This is a genomic window from Paenibacillus sp. JJ1722 (assembly GCF_048282685.1).
In the GTDB taxonomy this organism is placed as follows: domain Bacteria; phylum Bacillota; class Bacilli; order Paenibacillales; family Paenibacillaceae; genus Paenibacillus; species Paenibacillus polymyxa_B.
On record NZ_CP182500.1, the window covers coordinates 5268683 to 5291088 of the forward strand.

Sequence of the window (22406 nt, forward strand, 5' to 3'; positions counted from 1 at the left end):
TTTCTGGTAACTACCGGTTATAAAGTCATACCTTGGATTACTAAAAGACTCTGTCGCATTCGCAAGCAGGAAGCCGCCCGCCGTAAAGCGGGTCTAGCCGTACAGCCGGGCGTAATAACCCCCGAGCGCCAGCAGGTCCTGATGGCGGCCCCGCTCGACGACCGTCCCTTGGTTCATGACGGTAATCAAATCCGCATGTTCCACGGTGCTGAGACGGTGAGCGATCAGAATGGTGGTGCGCCCCTTCATCAATACGTTCAGGGCCTGCTGTACCCAATGCTGGGATTCGTTATCCAGCGCGGAAGTCGCTTCGTCCAGCAGCAGAATCGGGGCGTTTTTGAGAATCGCCCGGGCGATCGCAATTCGCTGCCTTTGTCCGCCCGACAACGACGCTCCTCTCTCTCCCACCGGCGTTTTATACTGTTCAGGAAGTTCCTGAATGAAATGGTGAGCGTACGCCGCTTTGGCCGCTTCGATCACTTCTTCATCCGTTGCATCCGGGTTGCCGTAGCGGATGTTTTCCTCAATCGTGCCGGTAAACAAGAACGGCTCCTGCGGAACGTATGCAATCTGCCTGCGGATTTCGTCCAGCGTGTAATGGCCGAACGGTTTGCCTTGGAGCAGGATTTCTCCGCTGTCCACAGGATAAAAGCCGAGCAGCAGCTTGATCAGCGTACTTTTTCCGCTGCCGCTGGCCCCCACGATAGCGGCGACCTGGCCGGGAAACACCTGCATGGACATGTCGACAAGCACCTTTTTATCCGCCTGATAGGAAAATTCCACATCGCGAAACTCCACCGCAGCCTCCGACACGAGCTCGCTGTGAGGAGATCCCAAACGCTCCGGTTCCTCTTCCTCTCTTAGTACCTCTTGAATCCGGTGAGCGCCCGCGAGCGAATTTTGGATCATCGACAGAACCATCCCCAAGTTCAACAAGGCGTGCGTCAGATTCACTTGCAGAACCGCCAGGGCGGCGACGCTTCCCATTCCCATCAATCCGTAGGCATAAAGAAGACTGCCGATGACGATGATGCCGCAGAACGTGACGTAGCTGATAAAATGGTTCACCGCAGCCTGCATGCCGTTCTTCTGCGCCGTTTGCCGAAGCGTCTGCGTCATTTGTTCGTTCAACGCCTCGTACTGGCCGTAAATCGTGCGGATGCGGAACAGCTTCACCAATTGAATGCCGCCCATAAAATCTTTGAATTTTTCGGTCATTTTACCGAGCGTTTGCAAGCCTTGTTCGGACAAGACGCGAACATCCCGCGCAAATTTCAGGCTGACCACGGAGGACAGCAGCAGAATGACAAAGGATACGCCGGCAAAACGCCAATCGATCAACACCATGGAGACAATGGAGCCGATGCAAAAGACAACTTGAAGCAGCAAAACGAAGTAAACCTGCGAGAATGTAAACTCAACGGTCGTTACGTCGTTGTTCACTCGCGACAGCAAGTCCCCATGGTGCGTCTGCTCCAGAAATTTCGGCCGCACCCGGCACAGCTTGTCATAAAGACGTTCGCGGATATTCAGCACAGTCAGCTCGACACTGCGCTGGTATAAGTAAATGAACCAGGGAGAAACTATATTTTCCAGGAACAGGGACACGCCCAAAATAATAAAGGCTTCCACCATCAGGGACGTATCTCGGGACACGGAGAAATCAACCAAGTTTTGTACGACCAAGCTGAAGGCGATCAGGAACAATGTCTGGGAGAGCGCCGTCACGACCAGGCCAATAGCGTACTGGGTTTTGCGCTTGCCGTTCATAAACGTCAGCAAGTAGCAGAGTTCTTTCACTTGCGAGAGCCATCCGCCCTTTTTCAAGTGTACGCCACCTCCCTGCGTTCGGCAGACTTGGTAAATTCCTGGTAGTACGACTGGGCGTACAGTCCCTTCATCTCCAGCAATTGTTCATGAGTGCCCTTTTCCACAATATTTCCTTGTTCCATGACCCAAATTTCGTCGGCGTTTTGTACTGTGGAAAGCCGGTGGGCAATAACCATCGTCGTTCTCTGCTTCAGCAATATGTTAAGCGCTTCCTGAACCGCGCTTTCCGACTCCGGATCAAGAGCCGACGTTGGCTCGTCCAGCAGCAGAACGGGAGCATCCTTCAGAAAAGCCCGGGCCATTGCAATGCGCTGGCGCTGCCCGCCGGACAAAAAGCCTCCGCGCTCTCCGACATACGTCTGATAGCCGCCAGGAAGCTGCATAATGAAGGAATGCGCCTGAGCGGCTTTGGCGGCTTCGATAATCTCGTCCATCGACGCTTCTTCCCGCCCGTAGCCGATATTTTCGGCGATCGTGCCGCTAAACAAATATGAATCCTGGGTTACCACGGAAAAATACGACCGAAGCTGCTCCGGATCGGCGCCGTGGATCAGGCTGCCGAACACGCGGATTTCTCCCTGGTCCTCCGGAAGTGGATAAAAGCCGCATACAAGCTTAAACACCGTGCTCTTCCCTCCGCCGCTCGCTCCGACAAGCCCGATCGTCTTTCCTTCCGGCACTGAGAAGCTGACATTCCGCAGAATCGGGGAGTTCTCCTCATACCCGAAGGTTACGTTCTGAAACTCGATGGGGGCGGCGCTTGCTTTCGGAAGCGAACGGCCATTTTCCGTTTCGGTCGGCTGCTCGACGATTTCGGAGACCCTTCTCAGGGCACCGGACATTTCGAACGTCCGCGTGATGAGCTCGGGAATATGCTCCAGCGGCTCCAGACACAGATTCAGCAAGTACAGGAAGGCAATCAGCTCTCCCGCACCTAGCTGCCCGTTGTAGATCAAATAGCTTCCGTAACTGACGGCGAAAATGATCGGGCTGATCATCAGCGTGGAAAGCAGCGGGTTGACCCAGGCTTCCCGCTTTTTCACGGCCAGCTTTTTTTGAGCCGTCAATTGCAGCAGCACTTGGTAGGAGCGAGATAACATGCCGGATAGCAGATAGCTTTTTACAATAGGCATACCCCCAAGCGTATCCTGGAGGTTGACGTTCATTCGGCCCATGTTCACCTGGGCTTCCTCCGTTAACCGCTCCAACTGCTTGCCGATCCATTGGGAAACCAGCAGCGCTAAGGGAAATAACAGCAGGCTGTACAACATCAGCTCCCATTGGAGGTAGATCAAATAAGCGAAACAGCCGATGAACAAAAGCGGATGATAAAACCACTGGGCGAAGTCCCGAACCATAAACTGCTGGATGAGCTGCAGGTCGTTGTTGACCCGCGACAACACGTCGCCGGAATGCTGCTTTTCCAAATAGGAGACCGGGAGTTTGCCGATATGACGCATGACATGATTGCGGATATCCTGCACCGCAGAGGCGCTGCTTCGCTCCACGCCGAAGCTCATGAAAAACTTCGCCGGCACACCGATCAAGATGACCACAAAGACCGTGTACACGATTTGCAGAACGACTGGCCCCGCCCCCTTCTCGGCCTGGGTGGTCAGCTGCTCGATCAAACTTCCCGTCCATACCTCAATAACGGCGGCGGCAATCGCGGACAAGATACCGACGATCATCCAGCCTTTGTGACGGCTTACATAGGACATCAGCCAGCGGAACGCTTTCCAGGCGGCGTAAGCGGTTTGGCGCCTGGAAGACGCCGCTGTGCCTTGTTCTAGAACAGACGGCTGTCGGTCAGCTTCCATGCAGTACCCCGGCCTCCGCTTCGATTTGCCGCTTGACTTGCTCTAAGATGTCCCGGATGACGACGGCCGTTTCTTCCACGCGCGCGAGTTCCAGCAATTCCTCGTGCGCGCCCTCCAGCCGGTAATCGGCATAAGCTTGCGTCGTTGCCCCCCGCCAGGAAGGCAATTGGTACTTCAAGCGGAACGCTTCGCTGTCCTTCGCAATCAGTTCGTAAATCCGGGCCGGGATCGTGCCGGAATTAATAAGCTGCGCTTCGTACGCCAAGGTCGCTTTGACCTTCCGATGAACCCGCTCCCGCACGAGCGGGTTGCTCATTAATTCCTTCTCTTCTTCGTCGAAATCAGCAAGCATTTCTTCAAGCTCTTTCTCCGACGTTTCGGAAGGCGTCAGCGCGTCCTTAATCCACGAGTCCACCATGAGCACGTCCGTTACGGAATACCCTCTTTTCTCCATCGTTTTGGCTACCTCGAACGTCAGGTTGCCTCCGAAGCAGTAGCCGAGCAGCACGTAAGGTCCTTCCGGCTGGATGCGGACGATCTCGTCCACATAACGGTTCAGCATGGCCTTGTAATCGACGGCATCGTCGATAAAATCAATGCCGTAGAGCACGAACCGGCCGTCGAGCCTGCTTGCGAGCTCTCGATAACCGATGCCGAAGCCGCTGCCCGGAGGGAAGCAGAACACGTTCAGATCTCCTGCTTTATTCAGCTTAATGAAGGAGTCTCCTCCTTTATCCAGGCCGAGATCCCCCTCTCCGAAAGCCATGGCTTCAACTGTTACATTATGGAATTGGCGGTTCAGCGGTATCTCAAATCCCGTTTCATCATAAACGGCTTGAACGAGCCTCATCAGACTTAACGAATTGCCACCCAACTCAAAAAAGTTATCCTTTACGCCGACCTGCGGAACGCCAAGCGTATCCTGCCAGACGCGGGCGATCTTCATTTCAAGCAGCGTTCTCGGCGCGACATATTCCGCTCCTCCGACCGCGGCTTCCTCCGGCGCGGGCAGCGCTTTGCGGTCGATTTTCCCGTTCGGGGTCAGCGGCATCCCCGAAAGCTGCACGAGGTACGAAGGAATCATATACCCCGGAAGCTGCTTGGCGAGCTCCTCCTTGAGTTCATGCGCCGCCAGCCTCGTTTCCGCGACATAGTAAGCGACAAGCTGCTTTTGGCCGTTCGCGTCGTCGCAGTCGAGCACCTTGGCTTCTTGCACGGCGGCGATCTTCAGCAGTTGCGTCTCGATTTCGTCCAGCTCGATCCGGTACCCGCGGATTTTGACCTGGTGGTCGATCCGTCCCAGGTATTCGATGTTGCCGTCCGGCAGCCAAGTCGCCAAGTCGCCCGAGCGGTACAGTTTCTCCCCCTCCGCAAACGGGGAATCGACGAACTTCTCCGCCGTCAGATCTGGACGGTTCAGGTATCCTCTCGCAAGCCCTTCCCCGGCCACGTACATTTCGCCCGCTACGCCGATCGGCACAGGGCGGTGGTTTTCATCCAGGACGTACACCCTCAGCGTCGGGATCGGCTTGCCGATATTGCTCTTCGCCGCCTCCATTTCGACCCACGTGATTTCCTTATACGTCACGTGAACCGTCGTCTCGGTAATGCCGTACATATTGATCAGCTTCGTCTCCGGGTACTTCGTTTTGAAGCCCTTGAGCAGCAGCGGACTGAGCGCTTCGCCCCCGAAGATGACGTTGCGAATCCGCAGATCGTACGGATGGTCCGCCAAGACCTTACGCAGCAGCTGGTAGAAGTACGTTGGCGTCTGGTTCAAAATCGTGACCTGTTCGCGGCCCAGCAGCGCCAGGAAATCGACCGGATTTTTCGCCGTGAGCGGCGGTACGATGACCAGCTTGCCTCCGTTCAGCAGCGCTCCGTACATTTCCCAGACGGAGAAATCGAAGCAGAACGAGTGGAACAGCGTCCACGTGTCGGACGGCCCGAAGTCGAACAGGTTCTTGTCGTTGAACAGGAGCCGCACGACGTTCTTATGCTCGATCAGCGTTCCTTTCGGTCTGCCGGTCGTTCCCGACGTGTAGATGACATATGCCAGGTTGCCCGGCCCGGAAATCGGCTCCAGGTTCGAAGCGTCCAGCGCATCGGCGGCGTCCGCCCCTCTGTCGCCCCAAACGAAATCGTCCAATTCGAGGCGCGTTCCTGCGAAGTCGGTCTTCTCGTGCAGATGCTTTTGAATCAGCAATAACGGCGCGCCCGAATCCTCGATCATGAAGCGGATGCGCTCCTCCGGGTAGTCGGGATCGACAGGCACGTAGGCTCCGCCCGCTTTGAGAATCGCCAGAATGCCGACAACCATATCGAGCGATCGTTCGGCCAGAATCGCTACCAGCTGGTCCGCTTCTACTCCCGTCTCCCGCAGCTTCCGCGCAAGGCGGTTGGATCGCTCGTTCAGCTCGCGGTAGGTCAGCTGCCGCTCGTTCATGACGGCGGCCACGTTGTCCGGGTAAAGCTCCGCCTGTTCTTCGAACAAGCCGTAAATCGTTTTCCCCCGCTCGAACCCGGTTTCGGTGTCATTAAATCGCTTCAGCAGCGTCTCCCTCTCGTCTGGGGACAGCACATCGGCTTGTCCGAGCTCCAGATCCGGCTGAAATAAAAGCACGGACAGCAGCCGAACAAGATGGTCGGCCGCCTGTTCCACAAATGCCCGCTCGTACCGCTGCCCGTCAAAGCTTATTTCCAGCTCGATGGAGTGGTTTTGGCGGTCGAAGCGAAAAACCGTATCAGCCGCCACCCGGTTAACCAGCGGTTCCGGATGAATCGGGGCGAAGGATGCGACGGTGTTGACGACCGGGAGGCCGTCCCCCGTATAGTCCAGATGGAGCGGCTCCACCATTTTCCGAAAAGGCAGGTGCTGATGCTCCAGCGCCTCGCCGATGGAGGCTTTGATGCCCCCGAGCAGCGTTCTCAGCGTCGTCTGGCGGCTTACGGACGTCTTGATCACCAAGATGTCATGCGGCGGCGGAGTCCCGTCGGGGTCTGCGCTATAAGAAGGCATGCCGACCAGCACTTGGTCCCGCCCGGTATATTTGAACAGCAGGCTTTTTACTCCTGCCAAAACAATCATGTACAAAGCCAAATTCGAACCGTTGGCGAGGCAAATGATTCTCTCCGAGAGTTCGCTCGGCAGAGTACGGTGAAGCAAGCCCGGCTCGGCCGCAGCTTCCCCGTCGGCGGATAATTTGGAGGATTGACTGTAGGGAAGGAAGCTCAGGCTGTCATCGGCATCAAACTTGCCGCTCCAGTACCGTTCTTCCTTTTCAAACAAAGATTTCATTTGTACCTCCCCTAAAAATGAAGTGACCGCATGCCCTGGCGCAGGTCCGAAAAAGCTTGCTTTCGGCCTGCGCGTTTACGGGCTTGGACGTTGTTCGCCGTCTTCCTTGGGATGCGCGCCGCTTTCGCTTGACGGCGGAGGCGCGCTTGTAGGATTAGAACGCGAATTCGATCGTATCGACGGCACTCTTTGCGCCTGCCGCCGGTTTATGACATTCAATCCGACTTAGCTCGAGTTGTGGATTTTCCGCAATTTGAGACAGTACCCGCAGGTAATCCTCGGTCAAGGTGCGGATCATCGCTTCTTTGAACAGCTTGGTGGCGTAGAAAAGGCCCCCGCTCAGCGCCCCGTTGTTTTCATACATAAACAGCGTCAGATCGAACTTCGCTTCTTCCAAATGGTCAAGCTCGTAAGTCTTCAGGCTGACCCCTTCCAGCTCGGCGTCTCGTTCTTCGATATTTTGCAAGTCGAAAACGGCATCGAACAGCGGGAAGCGGCCCGGCTCCCGCTTCACATTCAAACGCTCCACGAGCTCCTCGAATGGATAATCCTGGTTCTCGAAAGCACCCAAAGCCGTTTCCTTCACTTCTTCCAGGTAGGACAAGAACGTTTTGTCGCCCGACGGACGATTGCGGATCGCCAGCGTATTGACAAACATCCCGATGACCGATTCCAAATCGGCGTTCGTTCTTCCCGCCACCGGGGTGCCCACGACCAAGTCCTCCTGCCCGCTGTACTTGGACAGCAGCACGGTATAAGCCGCAAGCAGCACCATGAACAGCGTGCTTTCACGCTCGGCCGCCAATTTGCGCAGCCGCGCAGAGAGAGAAGCTTCGACGTCGAACTCCAGATGCGCGCCTTCGTAGCTGCGAGCCGCAGACCGTTCGTAGTCCATCGGCAGGTCCGCCGTCGGCAGCTCGCCTTCGAAGGTTTGCAGCCAGTACGCTTCCTGCCGCCCGATCCGCTCTCGGTGGGCCTTCGACTGCTGCCAAACGGCATAATCCTTGTATTGAATGCGCAGTGGCGGCAGTTCTTCCCCGGCGTAGAAACTTGAGAACTCATCGATCACAATCGCCATCGATACGCCGTCGGACACCATATGGTGCATGTCGAAAAGGAGAATATGCAGGTTCGACTCCAGCTCGATGACCCCGGCTCGCAGCAGCGGCGGCTTGCCGAGATCAAACGGACGAACGAAGCTGCGGACGATCTGCTCGATTTGAACCGCATCTTCTTTATCCGCTTGATGATGCTCGATAGCAAAATCGACCTGCGGGTAAATCCGCTGAACCGCTTCGCCCTTCACGATTTCAAAACCGGTGCGCAACGATTCATGCCGTGTTATCAATTTCCGCAAGGCGGCTTCCAACCGGTCTAAATCAAACTCGCCTTCCACCTGCACCAGCTCCGGCATGTTGTAAAGCTGATCCGCTCCATCCAGCGTGTGCTGAATGAACAGCCGTTTCTGCGCGGAGGACAGAGGGTAGTACTCTCTCTCCTCCGCTTGAGGAATGGCCTCATGCTCCCGCCGTTCCATCCGGGCGATCGCCTCGGCCATCGCCGCAATCGTCGAGTGACGGAATACGTCGCGCAGCGGCAGGTTGACGTTTAATTCCTTAAATACCTTGCCCGCCAGCGTCGTCGCTCGCAGGGAGTGGCCGCCGATGTCAAAGAAGTTGTCGTGAACGCCAATCTCCTTCGCAAGCCCCAGCACCTCCTGCCAAATCGCCGCCAGCTTCGTTTCCAGCTCATTGCGCGGTGCGACGTACTCCGTTCCGCTTCCCGCTTCCCCTTCCGGCGCCGGCAGCGCCTTCCGGTCAATCTTTCCGTTCGGCGTCAGAGGCAGGCGCTCCAGCTCCACGAAGTACGACGGGATCATGTAGCCCGGCAGCTCCTGCGCCAGCGCGCCGCGCAGATCGTTCACTGCCAGCTCCGCTCCGGCATCCGGCGTGTAATACGCGCATAGCGCCTTCTGCCCGTTCGCGTCACTTCGAACCAGCACCACCGCTTCGCGCACGCCTTCCACCCGCAGCAGCTGCGACTCGATCTCGCCCGTCTCAATCCGGTAGCCCCGGATTTTCGCCTGGTTGTCGATCCGGCCGATGAAGTCCACGTTCCCGTCCTCCATCCACCGCGCCAAGTCTCCTGTGCGGTACAGCCGCTCGCCCGCGGCGAACGGGCTGTCTACGAACTTCTCTTCCGTCAGCTCCGGACGGTTCAAGTACCCGCGCGCCACCCCGACTCCGCCGATGACCAGCTCGCCCAGCACCCCGACCGGCACCGGGTTCAGATACGCGTCCACGATGTAGAATTTCGCATTCAGCCACGCTTTGCCGATCGGCACATGGCCTGTCTGCGGCAGCTTCGTCAGCGGCTCGTCGTAGAAGCTTGAGTCGATCGCCGCTTCCGTCACGCCGTATGCGTTGATGATCCGGAACAACGAGCCGAAGCGTTCCTGCAAGGTCCGGTAATCCGCCACGCTGCAGCTGTCCGAGCTCGTGATCAACAGCTCCACCCGGCTCATGTCCAGTTGCTGCTCGTGCACGTACTCCAGGAACGGCACGATCAGCGCCGGCGTCGATTCGAAGATTGTGACCCGCTCCCGCTCAATCCAGTAGTGCAGACGAGACGGATCGATCCGATCGTCCTTCGGCACAATCACCATCGTGCCTCCGTTATACAGCGTCCGCGCGATATCTCCCACGAACACGTCAAACGAGAAGCTTGCGAGCTGCAGCAGCCGCACCGGGAACTGGTCCAACCGGTATTCCCGCCGGTAGCCCGCCGCCGTGTTCACCAGGCTGCGGTGCTCGATCATCACGCCCTTCGGCTTGCCCGTCGTTCCCGACGTGTAGATCACGTACGCCAGGTCCTCCGGACGGCATTCGTGCAAGTGATCATCCGCTTCCAGCGGCGCATTCGCCCGCTCGTCGCTGTACGACGCTTCGTCGTCGAGGTACAGCACCGCCGCCAGCGCCAGCTCCTCTTCGCCGAACCAGGCTTCGGCACGCTCTCGCAGCGCCGTTTGCGTCAGCAGCACCTTCGCTCCGCTGTCTTCAAGCATGAACCGCACGCGGTCTGCCGGATAATCCGGGTCGAGCGGCACATACGCCCCGCCCGATTTCCAGACGGCCAGCACGGCCACCAGCAAGTCCACCGAACGCTCGGCGAGAATGCCGACGATCGTCTCCCGGCCGATGCCGCTTGCGCGCAGCGTGGCCGCCAAACGGTTCGCCCGCTCGTTCAGCTCCGCATACGTAAGCCGGTCGTTCTCGTACACGACGGCCTCCGCTTCCGGCGTGCGCTCCGCCTGTTCCTCGAACAGCCGGTGGAACGCGGCCACAGGAGCCGCTTCCGGCTGCGCTGGGTTGAACGCGCCGAGAATTTGTTCTTTTTCCTCTGCCGTCAGCAAGTTCAGCTCGGCGATCTTCGCATCTGGACGGCTTACGATCGTTACGAGCAGCTGCTCGTAATGTTTCGCCAGCCGTTCGATCGTCTCCCTTTTGTAGAGAGCCGTCGCATATTCGAAGCTGTAATCCAAGCCGCCGTTCTCCTCGCCCACATCCAAGCTGATATCAAACTTCGCGGTATCCAGTGCGCTCGGATAAGGAATCAGGCGAAGCCCTTCCAGCTCAAATTCCTCGTCCTCCGTATTCTGCATCGTAAACAGCGTGTCGAAGAGCGGATTGCGGCTTAAATCACGGGTGACTTGCACCTTGTCCACCAATTCTTCGAACGGATAGTTTTGATGCTCGAAGGCGTGGAGGGTCGTTTCTTTGACTTCGTTCAGGTATGACAGGAATGTCTTCTCCGAAGCCGGATAACTGCGGATAGCCAGCGTGTTTAAGAAAATCCCGATCAACGGCTGCACATCCCCATGATTCCTTCCGGCAATCGGCGTACCGACGATCACGTCTTCCTGACCTGAATATTTATGCAGAAGGACGTTATACGCCGCAAGCAGCACCATAAACAGCGTTGTGCCCGTTTCCGAGGCCAGCTGCTTCAGGCCGTCGGTTTTCGAAGCGTCGAAGAAAAACTCCAGCGTTTGGCCTTCGTAGCTCTGCACGGCCGGACGCGGATAGTCGGTCGGCATTTCCAGCACCGGAAGCTCGCCTTGGAACATGTCCAGCCAGTACGCCTCCTGACGCTGAAGCCGTTCCTTCTGCTCCTGCGAATGCTGCCAAACGGTGTAGTCTTTGTACTGAACGCGCAGAGGCTCCAATTGCTCGCCGCCGTACAAGCGGACGAATTCTTCAACAAAGATTTCCATCGAGACGCCGTCGGAAATAATATGATGCATGTCGTACATTAGAATATGGCGTTCCGGAGCCAGCTCGACAAGGCCTACCCTCAGCAGCGGAGGCTTCGCCAAGTCAAACGGACGGACGAAACGGCGAACCGTCTCTTCGGCCTCTTGCTCATCCACTCGATAGAACTCCACAGCAAAATTCACGTCATGGTATAACCGCTGCGATGCTTCGCCATCCACCATTTCGAACCCGGTGCGCAGCATTTCATGCCGCGCCACGAGCTTACGGAACGCTTCTTCGAACCTTGTCCGATCCAAAGCACCCTCCAGCAGCATCGCTTCCGGCATGTTGTAGCTAAGCTCCGCGCCTTCCAGTTGATTCAGGATAAAGAGACGTTTTTGAGCAAAAGATTGCGGGTACACCTCCCGGTCATCCGCCACCGGAATGGCAACGAATGTCTGCTCATCCAGCCGGGAAATGGCGGATGCCATGCTCTCGATCATGGAATGGCGGAACACGTCACGCAGCGGCAGATCCACGTTCAACTCTTTATGAATCTTGCTGACCAGCGTCGTCGCCCGCAGGGAGTGGCCGCCGATGTCGAAGAAGTTGTCGTGAACGCCAATCTCCTTCGCAAGCCCCAGCACCTCCTGCCAAATCGCCGCCAGCTTCGTTTCCAGCTCATTGCGCGGTGCGACGTACTCCGTTCCGCTTCCCGCTTCCCCTTCCGGCGCCGGCAGCGCCTTCCGGTCAATCTTTCCGTTCGGCGTCAGAGGCAGGCGCTCCAGCTCCACGAAGTACGACGGGATCATGTAGCCCGGCAGCTCCTGCGCCAGCGCGCTGCGCAAATCGTTCACCGCCAGCTCCGCTCCGGTATCCGGCGTGTAATACGCGCATAGCGCCTTCTGCCCGTTCGCGTCACTTCGAACCAGCACCACCGCTTCGCGCACGCCTTCCACCCGCAGCAGCTGCGACTCGATCTCGCCCGTCTCGATCCGGTAACCCCGGATTTTCGCCTGGTTGTCGATCCGGCCGATGAAGTCCACGTTGCCGTCTTCCATCCACCGCGCCAAGTCTCCTGTGCGGTACAGCCGCTCGCCCGCGGCGAATGGGCTGTCTACGAACTTCTCTTCCGTCAGCTCCGGACGGTTCAAGTACCCGCGCGCCACTCCGACTCCGCCGATGACCAGCTCGCCCAGCACCCCGACCGGCACCGGGTTCAGATGCGCGTCCACGATGTAGAATTTCGCATTCAGCCACGCTTTGCCGATCGGCACATGGCCTGTCTGCGGCAGCTTCGCCAGCTCCTCGTCGTAGAAGCTGGAGTCGATCGCCGCTTCTGTCACGCCGTATGCGTTGATGATCCGGAACAACGAGCCGAAGCGTTCCTGCAAGGTCCGGTAATCCGCCACGCTGCAGCTGTCCGAGCTCGTGATCAACAGCTCCATCCCGCTCATATCCAGTTGCTGCTCGTGCACGTACTCCAGGAACGGCACGATCAGCGCCGGCGTCGATTCGAAGATGGTGACCCGCTCCCGCTCCATCCAGTGGTGCAGACGAGACGGATCGATCCGGTCGTCCTTCGGCACAATCACCATCGTGCCTCCGTTGTACAGCGTCCGCGCGATATCTCCCACGAACACGTCGAACGAGAAGCTTGCGAGCTGCAGCAGCCGCACCGGGAACTGATTCAACCGGTATTCCCGCCGGTAGCCCGCCGCCGTGTTCACCAGGCTGCGGTGCTCGATCATCACGCCCTTCGGCTTGCCCGTCGTTCCCGACGTATAGATCACGTACGCCAGGTCCTCTGGACGGGCTTCATGGAAGCTGTCGGTGCCAACATTCTGATGGCTCTCACCGCCGTCGTCCACAGCATCCGTCAGCTTGCCGGAGACCATGCCGGAGCCAATCGGCGCATTCGCCCGCTCCTCGCTGTACGACGCTTCGTCGTCGAGGTACAGCACCGCCGCCAGCGCCAGCTCCTCTTCGCCGAGCCAGGCTTCGGCACGCTCTCGCAGCGGCGTTTGCGTCAGCAGTACCTTCGTTCCGCTGTCTTCAAGCATGAACCGCACGCGGTCCGCCGGATAATCCGGGTCGAGCGGCACATACGCCCCACCCGCTTTCCAGACGGCCAGCACGGCCACCAGCAAGTTCACCGAACGCTCGGCGAGAATGCCGACGATCGTCTCCCGGCCGATGCCGCTTGCGCGCAGCGTGGCCGCCAAGCGGTTCGCCCGCTCGTTCAGCTCCGCATACGTCAGCCGCTCGTTCTCGTACACGACGGCCGCCTCTTCCGGCGTGCGCTCCGCCTGTTCCTCGAACAGCCGGTGGAACGCTGCCACAGGAGCCGCTTCCGGCTGCGCCCGGTTAAACGCGCCGAGAATTTGCTCTTTTTCCTCTTCCGTCAACAAGTTCAGCTCGGCAATCTTCGCATCCGGACGGCTTACGATCGCCGCAAGCAAATGTCCGAAATGAGTCGACAGCCGCCGGATCGTGCTTTCTTTATAAAGAGCCGTTGCGAATTCAAAGCTGCACTCCAGGCCGCCGTTTTCTTCCGTAACATCCACACTCAGGTCGAACTTGGCCGTGCCGTATTCGCTAGGGTACGGGGACAATTTCAGCCCTTCCAGCTCAAACTCTTTATCCTCCAAGTTTTGCAGGGAGAACATCGTGTCAAACAGCGGGTTGCGGCTCAAATCCCGGCTAACCTGCACTTTATCGACGAGCTCTTCGAACGGATAATTCTGATGCTCGTAAGCGCCTAAGGTCGTTTCTTTCACTTCTTCCAGATACGACAGGAAGGTCTTCTCCGAAGCCGGATAATTGCGGAGCGCCAGCGTATTGACGAACATTCCGATCAAAGGCTGCGTGTCTCCGTGCGTTCTGCCCGCAATCGACGTTCCGACGATCAAATCGTCCTGACCTGTGTATTTATGCAAAAGCACGGTATATGCCGCAAGCAGCACCATATACAGCGTCGTTCCTCTTTGAGCGGCCAGCTGCTTCAAGCCTTCGTTCGTTGCCTCGTCCACGAAGGACGTCAGCGTTTGTCCCTCAAAGCTCTGCACGGCAGGACGCGGATAGTCCGTCGGCATTTCCAGAACCGGCAGCTCGCCCCGGTAACGGTCCAGCCAGTAAGCTTCCTCGCGTTTCAACTGCACTTTTTGCTCGTCCGACTGCTGCCATACCGCATAGTCCTTGTATTGAATGCGCAAAGGCTCTAATGACTCGCCGCCGTACAGACGAACGAGTTCCTCGACTAACACGTCCATCGAAACCCCGTCGGAGACGATATGGTGCATGTCGAACATCAGCAAATAACGTTCGGCTGCCAGCTCTACGAGCTCCGCCCGCAGCAGCGGAGGCTTCGCCAAGTCGAAAGGCCGGATAAAGTCCTGCACGACTTCAGGCGCTTCTTCCTCGCTCGCATGACGGTACTCGACGGCAAAGTCGACGCTCTCGTAAATGCGCTGTATTGCTTCGCCTTGTACGATCTCAAAGCTGGTTCGCAGTGTTTCGTGCCGTGCGATCAGTCCGCGGAAAGCCTTCTCCAGCAGGCTCCGGTCAATCGATCCTTCCAGCAGCAGCACGCTCGGCATGTTGTAGCTCTGATCGGCCCCTTCCAGCTGATTCAGGATAAACAGCCGCTTCTGAACTGAGGAAAGCGGATAATATGCTCTTGCGCCTGTCAGCGGAATCGACGAGAACGACTGCTCTCCGATCCGGGAGATGGCAAGAGCCATCTCTTCGATCGTCGAGTAGCGGAATACGTCGCGCAGAGGCAGCTCGACGTTCATTTCCTTCTGAATCTTGCTGACAAGGTTCGTCGCCCGCAAGGAGTGACCTCCGAGCTCGAAGAAATTGTCCAGGACTCCAATGCCAGAGTAGCCCAGCACTTCCTCCCAGATCTTCACAAGCTGGGACTCCGTCCGGTTACGCGGCGCTACGTATTCGACGCCCGTTTGTATGCCGCCTTGCGGCTCCGGCAGCGCTTTGCGGTCCACTTTGCCGTTGGTCGTCAGCGGCATACGCTCCAACTGCACGAAGTACGACGGGATCATGTACCCCGGCATTCCCTGGGCCAGCGAGGTTCTCATTTCGCTGACCGTCAGTGTCCGGTCCGCCACAAAGTAGGCGACAAGCGCCTTCTCGCCCCCGCCGTCCTGACGGGCAAGCACCACCGCTTCTTCCACGCCCTCGACGTTCAGCAGCTGCGTCTCGATTTCGTCCAGCTCGATCCGGTACCCGCGGATTTTGACCTGGTGGTCGATCCGGCCCAGGTATTCGATGTTGCCGTCCGGCAGCCAAGCCGCCAAGTCGCCCGAGCGGTACAGTTTCTCCCCCTCCGCAAACGGGGAATCGACGAACTTCTCCGCCGTCAGATCCGGACGGTTCAGGTATCCTCTCGCAAGGCCTTCCCCGGCCACGTACATTTCGCCCGCTACGCCGATCGGCACTGGGCGGCGGTTTTCATCCAGGACGTACACCCTCAGCGTCGGGATCGGCTTGCCGATATTGCTCTTCGCCGCCTCCATTTCGACCCATGTGATTTCCTTATACGTCACGTGAACCGTCGTCTCGGTAATGCCGTACATATTGATCAGCTTCGTCTCCGGGTACTTCGTCTTGAAGCCCTTGAGCAGCAGCGGACTCAGCGCTTCGCCCCCAAAGATCACATTGCGAATCCGCAGATCGTATGGATGATCCGTCAAGACCTCACGCAGCAGCTGGTAGAAGTACGTTGGTGTCTGGTTCAAAATGGTAACCTGTTCGCGGCCCAGCAGCGCCAGGAAATCGGCCGGATTTTTCGCCGTGAGCGGCGGTACGATGACCAGCTTGCCTCCGTACAGCAGCGCTCCGTACATTTCCCAGACGGAGAAATCGAAGCAGAACGAGTGGAACAGCGTCCACGTGTCGGACGGCCCGAAGTCGAACAGGTTCTTGTCGTTGAACAGGAGCCGCACGACGTTCTTATGCTCGATCAGCGTTCCTTTCGGTCTGCCGGTCGTTCCCGACGTGTAGATGACATAAGCCAGGTTATCCGGCCCGGAAATCGGCTCCAGGTTCGAAGCGTCCAGCGCATCGGCGGAGTCCGCCCCTCTGTCGCCCCAAACGAAATCGTCCAATTCGAGGCGCGTTCCTGCGAAGTTGGTCTTCTCGTGCAGATGCTTTTGAATTAGCAATAACGGCGCGCCCGAATCCTCGATCATGAAGCGGATGCGCTCCTCCGGGTAGTCGGGATCGACAGGCACGTAGGCTCCGCCCGCTTTGAGAATCGCCAGAATGCCGACAACCATATCGAGCGAGCGTTCGGCCAGAATCGCTACCAGCTGGTCCGCTTCTACTCCCGTCTCCCGCAGCTTCCGCGCAAGGCGGTTGGATCGCTCGTTCAGCTCGCGGTAGGTCAGCTGCCGCTCGTTCATGACGGCGGCCACGTTGTCCGGGTAAAGCTCCGCCTGCTCTTCGAACAATTGAACGAGCGTCTTCCCGCGCGGAAATTCCGTGGTGGTGTCGTTAAAACGTCCGAGAAGGTCGGCCTTTTCCGCCTCCGTCACTAGTTCCAGCTCGCCCACGGTAATTTCCGGGTTATCCGTCACTTGCTCCAGCAGATGGACGAGATGCCCCTTGAGCCGCTCGATGCTGTCTTTATCGAACACTTCGGCGTTAAAGTCGAACCGAATTTCGATCTCGGCTCCCGGCACCACGGTCACGTTGAAGTTATAGTTCGTCTGCTCCTCCATCTGAACGTCAGCGATCGTCAGGTCGCCGTGCTGCTGGTCGCCCGCCTGCTCCATCTGCTCGTCCACCGGATAGTTCTCGAAAGCGATGATATGGTTGATCAGGTTCTGCTTTTGCACGCTGCGGGCTTGAATTTCATACAGCGGATAGTAATCATATCGCCCGGACTCCAGCGCACGCTCTTGGAGATTCGCCATCATATCGGCGAACACGGTGTCGGCTTCGCTCGTGACGCGGACCGGCACCGTATTGATGAACAGCCCGATCATGGACTCGATGCCCGGTATTTCCACCGGTCTTCCGGCCACGACGCTGCCGAATACGGCATCGTTTGTTCCGTTATATTTTTGCAGCATCACGCCCCACGCGGCTTGCAGCAGCGTATTGACCGTAACCAGGCGCTGTTTCGCCACCCGGTCCATCCGCTCGCTCAAGTCCTTACCCAGCTCGGCGGTGACGTGATCTGCCGTAAATCTGCCGTTCGACGCCGCTTCCTTTTGTCCCGGGAGTACGGTTTGCCCTTCATAACCTGACAGGAATGCCGTCCAATAGCCGGATGCCGCCTGATCGTCCTGTTTCTCCAACCATTCGATATAGGCGCCATAATCCGATCCCTTATCTCCCGCTGGCTGCTTGCCGGATGCCAAGGTCGAGTACGTCTCAAACAGCTCCTGCGTCAGCTGCGCCAGGCACCAGCCGTCCATCAAAATATGCTGGAAACTCCACAGCACATGATAGCTTTGCTCTTCGGTGCGCAGGATCGTAACCCGAACGAGCGCGTCATGTTCCAGGTCGAAGCCGCGAAGCTTGTCATCCTCGGCCTTTTTATCCAAATACGCTTGTTTCTCGTCCACCTGCAAATGAAGCAGCTCTTCATATTCAAAGCCGACCGGCTTGTCGCGGTATATGATTTGCAGCGGCTCGCCCGCCGGTCCTTTCACAAAATTCGCCCGCAGCACCAGATGACGTTTCGCAAGCTCCATCCAGCTCCTCTCGAAAAGCTGGACGTCGAGCGCTCCCCGCATCGTAAACCGCGTCTGCTCGAAGTAAGCGGCAGTTTGCCGGTCAAGCGCGCTGTGGAACCACATGCCCTTCTGCATCGGCGTAAGCGAGTAAATATTTTCGATTTCCCCGAGATGCCCCGAGCGCTGGGCGATTTGCTCCAATTCCGCGATGGTCAAGCCTTTAAATTGCACGTCGCTCGGCGTCAATTCGGTGTTTTCTTTGCCTGCGCAGTGGGTAATGAGCTCTCGGAGACTTTGCTCAAGCCGCTGAGCGAAGGCTTCCATCGTTTCCTTGCGATACTGCTTCCGGCTGTAGCTGAGATCGAGCAATAAAGTGCCGTCCAGCACCATGCCGTTGATATCCAGCACAAAGCTGCGGGCCTGCCGGTCGCTGGCCGGGCTGCCGCTGGAATAAGAAGATATGCCGATCTCGTCCTGATTGACATCATCGTCGAACTGGCCGAGGTAGTTAAAATTAATTTCCGGCTCTGCGCCCCAAACAAAGCCATCCTCCGATTTGGAGAGATAGCGGCATACGCCGTACCCAAGCCCCTTGTTCGGAATGCGGCGCAAGCTTTCCTTGACCTGTTTAATCTGATAGGCCAAATCCCGGTCGGTTTCTGGCTCCAGGACGACCGGAAACTTGGTCGTAAACCAGCCGACTGTGCGCGTGATGTCGATATCCGTTCCGATCGATTCGCGTCCGTGTCCTTCGAGATTGATCCGCACCCGTTCGTGTCCCGTCCACTTGCGAACGGCTATGCCGAGCGCCGTTACCAAAATATCGTTCATTTCGGTGTTGTAGGCCCGGTGAACCCGCTTCAGCAGCAGCTCCGTTTCTTCGGGAGTCAAACGGACGAACAGCGATTCGCTGTCCTGCTGCGTCGTAACGTCCGCCTCCAGATCCTTCGGCACGGCCGGAACCGCAATTTGTTCCACGGCCTGCCAATAGGCCCGTTCCTTCGCCATCTCCGGGCTTTGCGCGTAAGCGGCCAGCTGCTCGGACCAAGTGCGATACGCATCCGTTTTCGCCGAGAAACGAATTTCCTCGCTTTTGCCGGCCTGCTCGTAACCCAGAGCGAAATCCTCCATCAAAATGCGCCAAGACACGCCGTCCACCACGGCATGATGAACCGCGAGCAGCAAATGATCGCCGTCCGCGCACCGGAACAGTCCCGCCTTCACGAGGGGCCCGTTCTCCAGATCGATGCCCGCTTGAATGTCCGTTGCCTTCGCTTCCACAGCCTGCGCGGTATTCTCCGCATCCTTGAAGTCGAACACGTCCAGCGTGAACAGCCCGCCGTCCTGAATCGCGCGGTTCCGCGCGCTAAACCCTTGTTCCGTCTTGCGGAACACCATCCGCAAGGCGTCATGATGCTCGGCCAGCTTTTGCAGCACCTGACGCACCGTCTCTTCGTCGAAGCGTTCCTTCCGGTACAGCATCACCGACTGGTTGAAATGATGCGGGTCCGCAAAGGAGCTCTCGAAAAACCAATGCTGAATCGGCGTCAGCACCGTTTCACCCGTTATTTCGCCTTGATCAATGGTACGTCCGATCGGTTTCACATGCAGGCTGAGCTGTGAAATAGTCGGATATTTGAACAAATCCCGGATTTCCAGCTTGTACCCGGCTTGATGAAGCCGCGAAGATACTTGAATGGACTTGATCGAGTCTCCGCCCAGCTCGAAGAAATGATCCGTTACCCCAACGCGATCGGCGTTCAATACCGCCTGCCACACATCGGCAAGCGTCCGCTCGGCTTCATTGCGGGGAGCTACGTACGCGCCGCCGGTCAGCGCGTTTCCTTCCGGAGCGGGCAAAGCCTTCCGGTCGATTTTGTCGTTCGGCGTGAGCGGCATCTGCGGAAGCTGAACAAAATGCGCCGGAATCATGTAATTCGGCAATTTTTGCGCCAGCGCGCTTCTTAGCTCGCCGAGCGTAAGCGGGCGCCCCGCGACCAGGTAAGCGCACAGTTCTTGCCCGCTTTTGCCTTCCCGCGCGATTACGATCGTCTCCTGCACGGAGTCGATCTTCAGAAGCTGCTCTTCAATCTCGCCGATCTCGATCCGGAATCCACGGATTTTCACCTGATGGTCGATCCGGCCCAAGTACTCAATATTTCCGTCTGGCAGCCAGCGGGCGAGATCTCCCGTCCGGTAAAGGCGTTCTCCCGGCGCAAACGGATGTTCCACGAACTTCTCTGCCGTCAGCTCCGGATGGTTCAGGTAACCTCTCGCAAGCCCCACGCCTGCCACGCACAGCTCGCCGTCCACTCCCGGAGGCACAAGCTGCAGGTGGGCATCCAAAATAAAAATCCGGTGATTGGCCAGCGGGCGCCCGATCGGAATGACTCTGCCCTCCGGCTGCTCCTCATCCGCATCCCAAAGCGTCGTAACAATCGAAGCTTCGGTAGGGCCGTAAGCATTGAAATAGTGGACCTTGCGTTTCCACTGCTGCACGAATTCGGCCGATACCGCCGAGCCTCCCGTTACGAGCTTCGTTAAGCTGGGAAGGCGGTCCGGGTTCAAATAAGCACTGTACGTCGGAGGCAAAATCGCCGCCGTAATCGCATGCTCGTTCATATAACTCTCGAACAGGCGGTTGTCGAGAATCGTCTCGGCCGTCGGGATGTACAAAGCCGCGCCAAAATAGAGCGCTTTGAACACTTCCCAGCAGGACGCGTCGAACGACAGGCTGGCGAATTGAACGATCCGGTCATGCTCCGTGATGCCCAGCCTGTCCGCGAACATCAGCTTCAAGCTGACCAAACCGCGATGCTCCAGCATGACCCCTTTGGGATTGCCCGTCGTACCTGACGTATAGATGACATAAGCCAGATCGTTCGGACCGCTGGCCGGCTCCAGGTTCGAGCCATCGTCGCTGTAGGCCTGCTCGTCATCCAGCGCCACCACGGTCCCTTCGAACGGCACCTGCTGCAGCAGGTGCCGTTGAGTCAGCAGCAGCTGCGCATTCGAGTTCTCCAGAATGTAGCGGATGCGTTCTTCCGGGTATTCCGGGTCGATCGGCACGTAGGCACCGCCAGCTTTCAGAACCGCCAGAATGCCAACGACCGTCTCCAGCGATCTCCTGACCATCAAGCCTACCAGCTGATTGGGCAGCACGCCGACCGATCGCAACGTCCGCGCCAGCCGGTTCGCCCGTTCGTTCAGCTCCGCGTACGAAAGCCGCCGCCCCTCAAAGACAACCGCCGTCGCTTCGGGCACCCGCTTCGCCTGCTCCTCCACGAGCTGATGAATCGTCCGATCACGGGGATAGTCCTTCTCGGTATCGTTAAAGCTTTGCAGCAATTGAAATTTCTCGTCTTCCGACAGCATGTCCGCCCGCACGATGTCCAGCTCCAACTCGTGAAGCCCCACGGCCAGCAGGCGATTCAGATGGCCGACGACCCGAGTCATAAACTCGGAGTCATATAAGTGCTCGTTATATGACAGCGCTAGCTGTATCGTCCCGTCGGTTAAGCTGAATTCAAAGGAACAATCCGTGACCACATTTTGCCCGATTTCGTCCAGATGCAGCTCCTTAAGGGATACTAGCGTATGGATGACGGGTATACCGTCTGCATATTGCAGGTCCAGCTTCTCCGTCATTTTCAAGAACGGAATATGTTGATGCTGAATCGCTTCCGGCAAGGAAGTCCTCAGCTCGCTCAGAAGCGTTTTAAAAGTCGCACCCGCCGAAAGCGAGTTTTTCAAAATGACCGTATGATTAACGGATCGACGCGTCTCCGTCGGTTTCCGTACAACCGGCATGCCGACCAGAATGTCAGAAGCGCCTGTGTATTTATGCAAGAGTGACTGAACACCGGCGAGCAAAATCATAAAAGCGGCCAGCGGAGCGCCCTTGCTCATTTGAAGGACGCGCTGCGCCGCTTTTTCCGAAAGCGAACCGCCCACGGTTTTCATAATGGGCGCCAGGGAGCTTGGAGCTTTGCTGTAAGGCAGCGGCGTCAAGGTATAATCGTCGCTACCGAATTTTTCGTTCCAAAACAACGTTTCTTTTTCAAAAGCCATCTGGATCGTTCCCCTCTCTTCATCGGTAAAAGCAATCCGGCGGAGCATATGCCGCAGCAACGCTTCAGCCTCGCTCCCCGCCTTTTCAAACATGTGACAACAATGTCAATGGCTTTCGCCAGGTCACCGCTTCGCTTGCCCGTTTGATCGCATGCGGCAATCCTCTGCCTAGCAGCTGTCCCGCTCGGCTCCCATGCGTGAAAGACAACAAAGAGCATCGTTCTACGCAAGAGATGCAACTGCTTCCGGCTCCTCTGCTTCAATATGCTTGCTGCGGACGAGCCGCCCGAAGACGGGCTTTGGTTTAACATTGGGTTCGGAATTAGATTTGGGGGTGGACAAGGGATGTTCCACCCATCGATGTTAGGTTTGCTGTAGGGTTCCGGCCGGCCAGCAGGAAGTCGACCGTACCTCCGGATTCGGCACCGGA

General features: G+C 57.6%; 4 protein-coding genes. All 4 read right to left on the reverse strand.

Features of this window, described 5'->3' with window-relative positions; genetic code table 11:
- Positions 1-93 precede the first annotated feature (93 nt).
- On the reverse strand, positions 94-1827 hold the full coding sequence (locus tag ACM1ND_RS23450; RefSeq protein WP_028542659.1) for an ABC transporter ATP-binding protein: 1734 nt from the start codon (positions 1825-1827) through the stop codon (positions 94-96).
- Positions 1824-3650, reverse strand: coding sequence for an ABC transporter ATP-binding protein (locus ACM1ND_RS23455; RefSeq protein WP_028542658.1), 1827 nt, complete (start codon positions 3648-3650; stop codon positions 1824-1826). Before ACM1ND_RS23455 ends, ACM1ND_RS23450 begins: the two co-directional genes overlap by 4 nt.
- Positions 3640-6948, reverse strand: coding sequence for an amino acid adenylation domain-containing protein (locus tag ACM1ND_RS23460; RefSeq protein ID WP_310168857.1), 3309 nt, complete (start codon positions 6946-6948; stop codon positions 3640-3642). The genes ACM1ND_RS23455 and ACM1ND_RS23460 overlap by 11 nt, the downstream gene beginning before the upstream one ends.
- A 154-nt stretch (positions 6949-7102) precedes the next feature.
- Positions 7103-22069: an amino acid adenylation domain-containing protein gene (locus tag ACM1ND_RS23465; RefSeq protein WP_418026611.1), complete on the reverse strand. Its 14967-nt coding sequence runs from the start codon at positions 22067-22069 to the stop codon at positions 7103-7105.
- Between the last annotated feature and the right edge of the window lie 337 nt (positions 22070-22406).

Bases quoted from the DNA above. Each gene is read 5' to 3' on its own strand.
- ACM1ND_RS23455 (WP_028542658.1), bottom strand. From the start codon at position 3,650: ATGGAAGCTGACCGACAGCCGTCTGTTCTAGAACAAGGCACAGCGGCG.
- ACM1ND_RS23460 (WP_310168857.1), bottom strand. From the start codon at position 6,948: ATGAAATCTTTGTTTGAAAAGGAAGAACGGTACTGGAGCGGCAAGTTT.
- ACM1ND_RS23465 (WP_418026611.1), bottom strand. From the start codon at position 22,069: ATGTTTGAAAAGGCGGGGAGCGAGGCTGAAGCGTTGCTGCGGCATATG.